Raw genomic sequence first — 11966 nt, forward strand, 5'->3', positions numbered from 1 at the left:
ATCAGTGGTACTGTAACGCCCCATGCGCAGAATCCTGTCAGCGCGCGTAAAAGCAGCGACCGGCAGGGTATGCGTAAAGCGGCCACAGACGCTTGTAACCTCTGTAACCTCTCTTCGGCCTATCAAGGAGGACCGGCATGACCGTTCTTGCACCCGGTGCGAACATTGCGCTTGCCGCTGACCGTTGCTCGTGGAACCTCAAGAGTGGCAAGGCTTCGATCTTTGGCGAGTATGCCGCAGTTGCACTGCTGCCGGTCAATGACAAGCGCCAGCCCACAGGTCCCGCCGCACTGCTGCATGACGAACAGGGCTGGATGCAATGGAGCGGCGGCCCACAGGATGTGGGGTGCTCGCTGACCCTGAGCAGCCTGCCGGCCGGCAGTGACCGCGTTCTGCTGATGGTCTATGTCTATGCCGCTGCCGGTCCGATCAGCGAAGTGGCCAGCCTGCACCTGCAGATCGACACGGGTATCGAGTACTCGCTTGAACTGCGCGAGTACGGCGAAGCGTCGATCATCATTGGCGAGTTCTACCGCCGCAACGATCAATGGAAGTTCCGCGCCCTGAGCGAGGGCTCGGCCTATGGCCTGGCCGCGTTCGGCCGCAAGATCGGCCTGGAGGTCAGTGACTTTCATCCGCGCCGTGGCAGCCAGGGCGGCGGGCAGGACGCGCACCGTCACCAGTCGGCCACCGGCACCGCCTTTGTGGTAGGGCCTGCGCACCTGATGACCTGCGCGCATGTCATCGAAGACATGAGCGTGCTGTATATCACCTCGCTGGAGGGCCGCTACAAGGTCGAGCCGGTGGTGGTCGACCGGCGCAACGACATCGCCTTGCTGCGTGTGCAGGGCGCCTCGCCGCTGAGTGTTCTGCCGTTTCGCCAGGGGCCGGGCTGCGAAGCCGGCGATAACGTCGTGGCGCTGGGTTACCCGCTGGCCTCGATTTCCGGCGGCAGCCTGCAAGTGACCCAAGGCGGTATCTCCAGCCTGTTTGGCCTGCACAGCGATGCCAGCCTGTTGCAGTTCACCGCGCCCATTCAACCAGGCTCCAGTGGCAGCCCGCTGTTTGACAGCGGCGGGGCGGTGATCGGCATGGTGACGTCCAGTGTGCCGGATGCACAAAACATGAATTTTGCGGTCAAGTCCGCGTTGCTGGTGGCGTTCCTGCAGGCGTGTCGCGTGCCGACGACCCTTTTGCAGCCGGACAAGACCTACACCACTACCGAAATCTCACGTGTCGCCCAGTCGTCCTTATGGCTTGTCGAAGCGTCTCGTAGCTGACAGCCTCGCCCGATGCGTCACCCAGCCTTACCAATCAGGAATTACACGATGGACAGCCGCCAGGCGCTCACCCAATCGACTTCGCTGCATGCCGAGCTGCTTCGCGGACGCCTTGACGTTACCGTCGAGGCGTCGACCATCGCCCCGCAGTCCCTGTTCGGCTTTGCCGAGCGGCGCAACCCCAAGCGCGCCTTTCTGTTCGTTTCCAGGGTCCTGGGGCGGCACATTCCGGTGCGTCCCGCCGTGATGCGCCAGAGTTTTCAGGACCTGGCCGACAAGATCCCGGCCGACCTGCCGGGCCCGGTGCTGGTCATCGGTATGGCCGAGACCGCCGTCGGCCTGGGCGCCGGCGTGCATCGCGCCTACAGCCAGACCCGGCCGGATGCCCTGTACCTGATCAGCACCCGGCACCCGACCGGCACCGAGCTGTTCGCCCGTTTCGAAGAAGAGCACAGCCATGCCAGTGCGCACCTGATCCACCTGCCGGTCGATCCGGAGCTGCGCGAGTCAATGCTGGCTGCTCGTTCGCTGGTGCTGGTCGATGACGAAGCCTCGACCGGCAAGACCTTCATCAACCTGCACCGGGCCCTGGTCGAGGCCGGCCTTGAGCATATCGAGCGGGTCGTCACCTGCGTGCTGACCGACTGGTCGGCCGGTGCCGTCAGCCGCGCCATGGACGTGACCACCGATCAGGTGTCGTTGCTGCAAGGTGCCTACCGCTTTGCCGAAGACCCCGAGGCCCCGCTGCCGGACATGCCTGAAGTCGGCACCGTGCTGGCGGGCGACTGGCCGCTGACGGCCGATAACGACTGGGGCCGCCTGGGTGTGCGCTCGGTGGCCGACAGCCTGGCGCCGGGCTTGCAGGTAACCCCTGGCGAGCGCGTGCTTGTGGTGGGCACCAGCGAGTTTGTCTGGCGGCCCTTTCTGCTCGCCGAGCGGCTGGAGCGGGCCGGTGCCGATGTGCATTTCAGCTCCACCAGCCGCTCGCCGATTGCGTTGGGCCATGCCATCGGTCATGCCTTGTCGTTCGGTGACAATTACGGGCTGGGCATTCCCAACTTTTTGTACAACGTGCAGCCGGGGCAGTTCGACCGGGTGCTGATCTGCACCGAAACACCGGCACAGGCCGTCTCGGCCGAGCTGATCGATGCGCTGAATGCCGAGGTTATCTGCGATGAGTAATGAACGCCCGCTGATTCTGGTCGACCTGGACGACACCCTGTTCCAGACTGCGCGCAAGACCGCGCCGGACATTGAGAAGCATGTGGCGACCGTGGACATCACCGGCAATGCCAATGGCTACATGACCAACGTGCAGCGCTCGTTCGTCAACTGGATGCTGGCCAATGCCGACGTGGTGCCGGTCACCGCACGCAGTGTCGAGGCGTTCAGCCGGGTGCGCCTGCCGTTCACGGTCGGTGCCGTCTGTTCCCACGGCGGGGTGATGCTCGATGCTGCCGGCAAGCTCGACCAGGACTGGCACGCGCAGATGCAGGACACCCTGGCACCTTATCAGGCTCGCCTGCACGAGCTGAGCGCCGCCACCCTGGCCATCGGTCAGGAGATGGGCATCTCGTTGCGTGGCTGGGTGGTCGAAGAGGCCCGGCTGTTCCACTACGTGGTGACCAAGCACAACGAAAGCGACGACAGCGTGCTGGACCGGGTGTTGGCCGAAGTGCAGGCCCGCGGGCTGCTGGAGGGGCTGCACATTCATGGCAACGGCAATAACCTGGCCTTTCTGCCTGAAGGCCTGGCCAAGCGCCATGCGGTGCAGGAGTGGCTGCGCCGCGACCGTGCGGTGAATGGCGAGCGCCCGGTGCTGGGCTTTGGCGACAGCATCACCGACCTGGGTTTCATGAACGATTGCCACTGGTGGGCCACCCCTGCGCGCAGCCAGCTGGCGCGCCTGGTCCAGGAGCACGCCGGTGAGTAGCGTGGTGCAGCAGGGCACGGTGCACGGCCTGACCACGGTCGGCAGCGGCAGTTATCGCCCTGATGACGTGCATTTTCTGCTGCGCAGTGTCGAGATCGACGTCACCGATGTCCTGGAAAAGGAACGCTTGATCCAGACGCGGCAGAAGCACTACTCGGAAATGATCAGCCTGGAGCATGCACCTGACCCCGTGCATCAGGACCTGTTCGAACGCGCACTGGCCCAGAACGGCACCCGCATGGCCGGCGACGTGCTGGCGCTGGCCCAGGCCCTGGACCGCCAGTGCAACGGCCCCGAGATTGTCCTGGTGTCGTTCGTGCGCGCCGGCCTGCCGCTGGGCGTGTTGCTGCGCCGGGCCCTGCGTGACCTGGGCCGTGAAGCGCATCACTACGGCATCAGTATCGTGCGTGATCGCGGCATTGACCGCACCGCGCTGGAGGCAATCATTCAGGCCCATGGTGCGCAGGCCATCGTGTTTGTCGATGGCTGGACCGGCAAGGGCGCCATCAGTGGCGAAATCAGCCGCAGCCTGGCCGGTGATGCACGCTTTCCCGAGCAGCCGCGGCTGGTCGTGCTGGCCGACCCCTGCGGCCGGGCATGGCTGGCGGCCTCGGCCGAGGACTGGGTGATTCCTTCGGGTATCCTGGGGGCCACGGTTTCAGGCCTGGTCTCGCGTTCCATCTGGCCGGCCGACGGCGGCCTGCATGGGTGCGTGGTCTACGACCACCTGCAGCCCTTCGACATGACCCAGGCGTTCATCGAACAGGTCGACGGCCTGCGTCGGCAACTGACCGACGCCTGCGCTGTCGAACCCTGGACCGTCGCGCAACGCCTGGCCTTGCAGGCGGCGGCAGGGCAGGCCATCGACGGGCTGGCGGCGCGGTTCGAGGTCAACAACCCCAACCGCATCAAGCCTGGCATCGCCGAGGCGACCCGCGCGGTGATGCGCCGGGTGCCCGATCATGTGCTGGTACGCGACATCCGTGACAGCGACGTACAATTGCTTCTGCACCTGACCGAACAAGCGGGCGTGCCCGTTGAACAGGCCGGCGCCGCTCTTGGCCCCTATCGGGCGGCAACCATTATTCGGAGCCTTGGCTGATGGCACTTTTCTCGCCTTACGCATTGGGGGCCACCCTGTACATGCCGGCCACCCGGGATGACATCCTTGAAGTGGTGGTCGCCCAACGAATTCCCGAGCTGCGCTCGCTGGTGGTGTGCCTGGAAGATGCCGTGGCGCCGGTCGATGTCGACACCGCGCTGGCCAATCTGCGCGAAGTGTTGTTGCGCATCGAGGCCTATGGCGGGCGCCCCGAGGGTGGCCCGTTGCTATTTGTGCGTCCGCGCGACGAATACATGGCTCAAGTGCTCAATGACTGGCCATTGATGAAACATGTGGACGGTTTTGTCGTGCCCAAGCTGTCACTGGGCAATATCAGGCGCTGGGAGCAGGCGGTCACCAACCCGGCGCTGGCCCTGATGCCGACCCTGGAGACGCCGGAGGTGTTCAATCCGGTGGCGATGGTCGAGCTGGGCCAGGCACTCAAGGCCACCCTGGATCAGCGCATCATTGCCTTGCGCATTGGCGGCAACGACCTGATGGGCTGCCTGGGCCTGCGCCGCAACCCGGCCATGACCCTGTACGGCACGCCCATGGGCTACGTGATTCCGATGCTGGCCGGGGTCATGGGCTCGCAGGGATTTGCCCTGACCGCGCCGGTGTTCGAGCAACTGGCCACGCCGCAAATCCTCGATCAGGAGCTGGCGCTGGACATCTCGCACGGGCTGGTGGGCAAGACCGCCATTCATCCGTCGCAGATCACGATCATCCAGAACGCCTTGCGCGTCAGCCTTGACGACATGAATTCTGCACGGATGATATTGAACTCTGCGGCCGCCGCGGTGTTCAAGTACAACGACGCGATGTGCGAGCCGGCCACACACTACAAATGGGCAACCCACATCCTGGAGCGCGCCAAGTGGCATGGGGTACTGCCGGCCTGTGCTCCGATCGTGGATGCCAGCATTCGACTCGCGGAGGCAGTCAGTTAAATGATAGAGCCCGATCTGGAAGTTGAGGTGCAAGAGCGTCTGCTGGCCGTGTTCGATTTCGACGGCACGCTGACCCGGCACGACAGCTTCGTTCCCTTTCTGAAATTTGCCTTCGGCCAGCGCACCTTTTCCCGGCGCATGGCGCGCATGGTCCTGCCCAGCCTGGGCTTCCTGGCCAGGCGCGTCAGCCGTGACGAGCTCAAGGCCCGCTTGATCAAGGCCTTTTTGAGCGGTGTTGAAGTGCAATGGGTGCAAGAACAGGCCGAAGCTTTCTGCGAAGCCTGGTGGGATCGCCTGATGCGTCCGGCCGCGCTGGAGTCGGTGGCCGCCGAGATCGACAAGGGCGCAATTGTGACGCTGTGCTCAGCCTCGCCGGAAATCGTCCTGCAACCCTTTGCCAACCGCTTGAAAGTCGAACTGATCGGCACCAATCTGGAAATCATCGACGGCAGGCTGACCGGCCTGATCGAAGGCAGCAATTGTCGGCGCGACTCCAAGGTGGCCCGTCTTGAAGGCGTCTACGGCCCCTTGAATCAGTTCCGCGTACGCGCCTGGGGCGACACCAGTGGCGACCATGAGTTGCTCGCGGCCGCCCAGGATGCCCACTGGCGACACTTTCATCCGTCCTGGCGACGGGGCCGCTACAAAGGGCCTGTTAACGCCAAGTTACACAATCGTGATGGCGCTGACGAGCCATCGCGGTAACGCTGTCACGCTTTTATCCGACGACCGTACACAGGGAGCGAAAACATGGCACTCACATTGGCAAAGAATCAGACGATCTCGCTGGAAAAAACCGCGGGCACGGGCCTGAAGAAAGTCAGCATGGGCCTGGGCTGGGATCCGGAAAAAGCCAGTGGCTTCTTCGGCAAGCTGCTCGGCGGTGGCGGCGAGATCGACCTGGACGCTTCGTGCATCGTTCTGGATGCCGACAAGAAACCACTGGACCTGGTCTGGTTCCGCCAGTTGCAATCGCGTGACGGCGCCATCCAGCACTCCGGTGACAACCGCACCGGCGAAGGTGCAGGCGACGACGAAAACATCAGCGTCGACCTGGAGCGTCTGCCGGGCACCGTGAAATACCTGGTGTTCACCGTCAACTCGTTCACCGGCCAGACCTTCGAGAAAGTCGCCAACGCCTACTGCCGCATTGTCGACAACGCCACCCGCAACGAGCTGGGCCGCTTCGACCTGTCGGAAAAAGGCCAGCATACCGGCGTTGTCATGTCCTACCTGTCGCGCACAGCCACCGGCTGGGATTTCACCGCAGTCGGCCAGGTCACCAACGGCCGTACCGCTGACGATCTGGTTGACCTGGCGATTGGAGCGATCCGCGCATGACCCAACTTGTCCCAGGTGCCAACGCGCCCGTTGCGGCGGGATCCCTGACGGTCGATGTCGACTATTCACCCCTTGCCGGGGCCGATATCGACGTTTCTGCCTTCCTGCTGACCAGCTCCGGCAAGGTGCGTGGCGACCAGGACATGTGTTTCTTCGGGCAGAAAAGCGTCAGCGGCGGGGCGGTGCAACTGATCGACAGCTCGGCCGGCAAGGCGCGTTTCAGCCTTGATCCTGGCCGCCTGGAGCCGGCCATCGAGAAGGTCGCCCTGACCGCGACCATCTACGAGAACAAGGCCAGCTTCGACAAGGTCTCGCGGCTGGTGGTCACCATCAGTGGCGGCATCGAAGCGCCGATCGCCACATCCGGCATGCAGGAAACCGCACTGATCCTGGGCGAGTTCTACCTGCGCCAGGGCGCCTGGAAGTTCCGCTGCGTTGCCCAGGGCTTTGCCGGAGGCCTGGAGCCGCTGGCGAAGCACTTCGGCGTCGAAGTGGCCGCTGCCGAGCCTGCACCTGCGCCCACACCCACACCCACACCATCACCGGCACCCACCGTTGCGCCTGCACCCGTACCGACACCCGCTCCGGCGCCGGCCGTCAAATCGACGGTCAGCCTGAGCAAGATCACGCTGGACAAGACCCGCTCTTCCATCAGCCTGGAAAAGACCGCGGCAGGCTTCGGTGAAATCCGGGTCAACCTGAACTGGAACCGGCGCAGCGACAACAAGGGCGGCGGTTTCTTTTCGATGCGCAAGAACTCTGCAATCGACCTTGATGTAGGCTGCCTGTTCGAGCTGCAGGACGGCCACAAGGGGGCGGTTCAGGCGCTGGGCAATGCCTTTGGCAGCCTGCACGCCGAACCTTTTATCAAGCTGATGGGCGATGACCGTACCGGTTCCGTCAACGAGGGCGAGTGGCTGCACATCAACGGCCAGCACTGGGGCCAGATCCGTCGCATCCTGGTCTATGCCTTCATCTACGAGGGCGCGCCCAACTGGAAGGAAACCGACGGCGTGGTGACCATCCATGTCCCGGGGCAGCCGCCCATCGAAGTGCGCCTGAACGAAGAGGGCGGTCGCCAGGGCATGTGTGCCATCGCGCTGCTGGAAAATGACAACGGTGCGGTCAAAGTGAGCCGCCGGGTCGATTTCCACAACGGCCACAGCAACATGGACAAGGCCTATGGCTGGGGCATGCGCTGGGCGGCCGGTTCCAAATAAACATCCATAACGAAGTATCCGGGGCGGCGATGGCTGCCCCTTGGGGGTTCAAATGCTGGGTTGGTTGAAAACGAATGCAACAGCGGCGCGTGAAAAACTGGGCGCCGAAGTGTCGAAATTCAAGAATCGCGAGTTTCTCGATGCGGTCGTGTCGGGCTGTGCGCTGGTCGCGGCGGCCGATGGCGATATCAGCGCCAACGAGAAGCAGAAGATGGCCGGCTTCATTCAGAACTCTCAGGAACTCAAGGCCTTCGATATCAAGGACGTCATCGCGTCGTTCAACGATATCTGCGGCAAGTTCGAGTTCGATGTGCAGATCGGCCGTGCCGAAGCACTGAAGACCATTGGCAAGATCAAGAAAAAAGAAGACGCTGCACGCCTGCTGGTGCGTGTCTGCTGCGCCATCGGTGGGGCTGATGGCAGCTTCGACGAGAGCGAGCGCCAGGCCTGCCGCCTGATCTGCCAGGAACTGGGTCTGAACCCGTCCGAATTCGATCTGTAATTTTTATCCCCTGAGGAACACAGTTAAATGGAAAGCAGCACTGCTATCGGCTTCCCTCCACTCACAATGGCCGTCTTCATCGGTCTGGCCGTCGGCGCGATGATCATTGACCTGGTCTCGCACCGGGGCAACAAGCCGATCACCCTGACCCAGGCTTCGCTGTGGTCGATCTTCTGGGTGGCCATCTCGCTGGCGTTCGCAGGTTTCCTGTATGTCCAGCATGGCTCGGAAGTGGCCACCCTGTTCGTGACCGGTTACGCGCTGGAAAAAGTCCTCAGCGTCGACAACCTGTTCGTGTTCATGGCCCTGTTCGCCTGGTTCAAGATCCCTGATGGCCTGCGTCATCGCGTGCTGTACTGGGGCATCATGGGCGCCATCGTGTTCCGTGGCATCTTCGTGGCCATCGGCACCGGCCTGCTGGCCCTGGGGCCGTGGGTCGAGGTGGTGTTCGCGCTGATCGTGGCCTGGACGGCGGTGATGATGCTGCGTGCCGGCGACGATGACGACGAAGAAGTCGACTACTCCCAGCACATGGCTTATCGCTTCGCCAAGAAACTGTTCCCGGTCTGGCCCAAGCTGCACGGCCATAACTTCTTCGTGCGCCGCGCGGTGCTGGAAGAGGAAATCAAGAAGCCAGAAAACAGCGGCATGACCCTGGCGGCCAAGGGTACGTTGTTCGCTACCCCGCTGTTCCTGTGCGTGGTCGTGGCTGAAATCTCCGACGTCCTGTTCGCGTTCGACTCGGTCCCGGCGATCATCGCCGTGAGCCGCGAGCCCCTGATCGTCTACTCGGCCATGCTGTTCGCCATCCTGGGCCTGCGTACCCTGTACTTCGTGCTTGAAGCCCTCAAGCGCTATCTGGTTCACCTGGAAAAAGCGGTGATCGCCCTGTTGTTCTTCATCGCGATCAAGCTGGGCCTGAATGCAACTGATCACATTTTCGAACACGGCTACAGCATCAGTGCCAACGCCAGCCTGATCGTGGTCATGGTTGTGCTTGCCATCGGTATCGTTGCCAGCCTGCTGTTCCCCGGCAAGGACGATGAGCCGGCCAAACAAGCGTAAATACTGGAAAAAAGGAGATTACCCATCATGGCTTTGACTCTGCAAAAAGGTGGCAACCTTTCGCTGTCCAAGACCGACCCGAGCCTGACCAACGTCCTGATCGGACTGGGTTGGGACCCGCGTAGCACTGATGGCCAGGAATTCGACCTGGACGCCAGCGCCTTCCTGCTGAGCGCCAGCGGCAAGGTTCGCAGTGATGCAGACTTCATTTTCTACAACCAGCTCAAAAGTGCCGATGGCTCGGTCGAGCATACCGGCGACAACCGTACCGGTGCCGGCGACGGCGATGACGAAGTCATCAAGGTCGACCTGAGCCGGGTGCCTGCCGATGTCGATAAAGTCGTGTTCGTGGTCACCATCCACGAAGCCGACGCACGCCGGCAGAGTTTCGGCCAGGTAGGCAATGCCTTCATCCGCGTGGTCAACGAAAAGACCGGTGCAGAAGTCGTGCGCTACGACCTGGCCGAGGATGCTTCGACCGAAACGGCCATGATGTTTGCCGAGCTGTACCGTAACAACGGCGAGTGGAAATTCCGCGCCGTAGGCCAGGGTTATGCTGGTGGTCTGGCGGCTGTTGCCAATTCTTACGGTCTGAATTTCTGATTCATCCCCTTATTGTCCTCAACAAAGGAACACGAACATGGCTGTAAGTCTGAGTAAAGGCGGTAACGTTTCCCTGTCCAAGGAAGCCCCTGGCCTGACCGAAATCACTGTTGGCCTGGGCTGGGACCCACGTGTCACCGACGGCACCGAATTCGACCTCGACGCCTCGATCTTCATCGTCGGCGAAAGCGGCAAGGTGCTGGACGACAACAGCTTCATTTTCTACAACAACAAGACTTCGGCCGACGGTTCGGTCGAGCACCTGGGCGACAACCGCTCCGGCGCTGGCGAAGGTGACGACGAAGCTGTGCTGGTCAAGCTCACCAGCCTGAACGCTGCCGTGAAGAAGCTGGTGTTCGCTGTGACCATCCACGATGCCGACGCGCGCAAGCAAAGCTTCGGTCAGGTGGGCAACGCCTACATTCGTGTGGTGAACAAGGCCGACGGCAAGGAAATTGCCCGTTACGACCTGTCGGAAGATGCATCGACCGAAACCGCGATGATCTTCGGCGAGCTGTACCGTCATGGCGAAGAGTTCAAGTTCAAGGCCATCGGCGCAGGCTTTGCCGGCGGCCTCAAGCCACTGGCTGAAGCCCACGGTGTGTCAATCGGCTGAGGCTGATTGCGCAACACAAAAAAACCGCCATCACTGATGGCGGTTTTTTTATGCGAAGTACACGCTCGGTCGAGGCTTCAGATAATCCCGGCCACCTTGGCTGCCTTGAGCCAGTCGGGAAACTCTTCCATCAGCAGGTCATACAGCTTCTCTTCGGGCACTTCGTTCAGCCGGTCGAGGGCGAAGAAGTTGCAGTTGTCCACCACCCGGCCTTCCATGTCGTCGAGCTTTTCCAGGATCCCGTAGTTACGCCCGCCCAGGCCGACGAACTGCCAGAAGATCGGCAGCCTGGCGGCTTCAACCATCAGCTTGATGATCTGGTTGTTCAGCGATACGCCGCCGTCGCTGATGAACAGGATGTACACCGGCGTGCGATCGCCCGATTGCTTGTAGTAGTCGATGACCTGGCGCATGGCGTGTGGTTCGTTATTGCTGCGCGGGCCCAGGTCCCAGTCGCGCCAGCCGCCGTGGTCGGTGGTGATGTAGTCGCGGTAATTGCTCAGCGTCACCGGGCTCAGTTGCACCGAACGCGAGCCAAAGGCCCAGCAGTCCAGGGCACCGTCATCGTCGAAATGCACGGCCATCGGCAGCAGCCGGTTGACCACTTCCTGCACATGCCCCTGGGAATATTGGTTGTTCATGGAGCCGGAAGCGTCCAGCACCAGGCCGACGCGGGCCTGGGTATTGCTCAGGTTGGCCTTTTCCAGGCTGATCTGGGCTTTCTTGGCCAGGTTAACCAACTGTGGCGCCGCCGCTGCGACTTTCTTTTCCAGGGAAATACGTGGCGGTGCAGGTTCCGCTACCGGGGCAGGCGCAGGGGCCGGTGCATCAGCCACCTCGCCGCCAAAGTGCACCACCAGTGCATCCAGGCCGGCGTTGTAGCCTTGCAGGTTGGAAGCCAGGCGCCATTCACCGCTCTTGCGATACAGATCAATGATCATGATCGCTTTCTCGGCCGCAAAGCTGGCCCCGGAAAACTCGCCACGGGCCACTTCGCGCCCGGCCTCGGCCAGGCTGAAATGGCTGGCACGGATATCGTGCATGGTGCCGGCACCGTCGATGGACGCGGTGAACACCAGGCGGTCGATGCTGGCCGGCAGTCCCGCCAGATCGATACGGAACTCGCCGCCCTGCACTTGCTGCAAGCTGTTGCAGGGGCTGCTCGGCTGGTTGAAGAAGATCATGTAGCGGTCGTCCGACAGCTTGCCATTGGCATCGACGCCAAAGCACACGTAGTCGATTACGTGCGGGGCGTCGATAGCGATGGCCAGGGTCAATGCCTGGCCGGACATCAGGGTCGAGAGCGGTACGCGTTGACCTTGGGTGATCTGCATGATGCTTCCTTGTAGTGGGC

At 62.4% G+C, this 11966-nt stretch carries 13 protein-coding genes; 12 read left to right on the top strand and 1 reads right to left on the bottom strand.

Features of this window, described 5'->3' with window-relative positions; genetic code table 11:
* The first annotated feature begins 137 nt into the window (after positions 1–137).
* From ASF84_RS00255 to ASF84_RS00310, 12 genes are read left to right on the top strand one after another with little or no spacing between them, the layout of a single operon-like run.
* The gene (locus ASF84_RS00255) at positions 138–1280 is read left to right on the top strand and encodes a trypsin-like peptidase domain-containing protein (protein ID WP_056834053.1); all 1143 of its coding nucleotides are present in this window, start codon (positions 138–140) and stop codon (positions 1278–1280) included.
* Positions 1281–1328: 48 nt separating this feature from the next.
* The gene (locus tag ASF84_RS00260; protein ID WP_056834055.1) at positions 1329–2462 is read left to right on the top strand and encodes a phosphoribosyltransferase domain-containing protein; all 1134 of its coding nucleotides are present in this window, start codon (positions 1329–1331) and stop codon (positions 2460–2462) included.
* Positions 2455–3213 (top strand): hypothetical protein, encoded by a 759-nt coding sequence (locus ASF84_RS00265; RefSeq protein WP_056834057.1) that lies wholly within the window; start codon positions 2455–2457, stop codon positions 3211–3213. The genes ASF84_RS00260 and ASF84_RS00265 overlap by 8 nt, the downstream gene beginning before the upstream one ends.
* Before the next feature lies 1 nt (position 3214).
* Positions 3215–4315: a cysteine protease StiP domain-containing protein gene (locus ASF84_RS00270; RefSeq protein WP_236709349.1), complete on the top strand. Its 1101-nt coding sequence runs from the start codon at positions 3215–3217 to the stop codon at positions 4313–4315.
* Complete coding sequence (locus tag ASF84_RS00275) at positions 4315–5265, top strand: HpcH/HpaI aldolase/citrate lyase family protein (protein ID WP_056834059.1); 951 nt, start codon at positions 4315–4317, stop codon at positions 5263–5265. The genes ASF84_RS00270 and ASF84_RS00275 overlap by 1 nt, the downstream gene beginning before the upstream one ends.
* Positions 5266–5970, top strand: a complete 705-nt coding sequence (locus ASF84_RS00280) for an HAD family hydrolase (protein WP_056834063.1) — start codon at positions 5266–5268, stop codon at positions 5968–5970.
* A 45-nt stretch (positions 5971–6015) separates the two neighbouring features.
* Positions 6016–6606 carry a TerD family protein gene (locus ASF84_RS00285; RefSeq protein ID WP_056834064.1) on the top strand — a complete coding sequence of 197 codons (591 nt, stop codon included), beginning with the start codon at positions 6016–6018 and terminating at the stop codon, positions 6604–6606.
* Positions 6603–7826 (top strand): TerD family protein, encoded by a 1224-nt coding sequence (locus tag ASF84_RS00290; RefSeq protein ID WP_056834066.1) that lies wholly within the window; start codon positions 6603–6605, stop codon positions 7824–7826. Before ASF84_RS00285 ends, ASF84_RS00290 begins: the two co-directional genes overlap by 4 nt.
* Positions 7827–7878: 52 nt before the next feature.
* The gene (locus ASF84_RS00295) at positions 7879–8328 is read left to right on the top strand and encodes a tellurite resistance TerB family protein (RefSeq protein WP_056834068.1); all 450 of its coding nucleotides are present in this window, start codon (positions 7879–7881) and stop codon (positions 8326–8328) included.
* A 27-nt stretch (positions 8329–8355) separates the two neighbouring features.
* Complete coding sequence (locus ASF84_RS00300; protein ID WP_056834070.1) at positions 8356–9393, top strand: TerC/Alx family metal homeostasis membrane protein; 1038 nt, start codon at positions 8356–8358, stop codon at positions 9391–9393.
* 27 nt (positions 9394–9420) lie between these two features.
* Positions 9421–9996: a TerD family protein gene (locus ASF84_RS00305; RefSeq protein ID WP_056834072.1), complete on the top strand. Its 576-nt coding sequence runs from the start codon at positions 9421–9423 to the stop codon at positions 9994–9996.
* 37 nt (positions 9997–10033) lie between these two features.
* A complete protein-coding gene (locus ASF84_RS00310; protein WP_056834074.1) occupies positions 10034–10612 on the top strand; it encodes a TerD family protein in 579 nt (192 codons plus the stop codon).
* Between the two features lie 77 nt (positions 10613–10689).
* Here ASF84_RS00310 and ASF84_RS00315 read toward each other — a convergent pair whose 3' ends face one another.
* Positions 10690–11946, bottom strand: coding sequence for a VWA domain-containing protein (locus ASF84_RS00315; RefSeq protein ID WP_056834076.1), 1257 nt, complete (start codon positions 11944–11946; stop codon positions 10690–10692).
* Between the last annotated feature and the right edge of the window lie 20 nt (positions 11947–11966).

Source organism: Pseudomonas sp. Leaf127 (genome assembly GCF_001423155.1).
GTDB classification, from domain to species: Bacteria; Pseudomonadota; Gammaproteobacteria; order Pseudomonadales; family Pseudomonadaceae; genus Aquipseudomonas; species Aquipseudomonas ovata.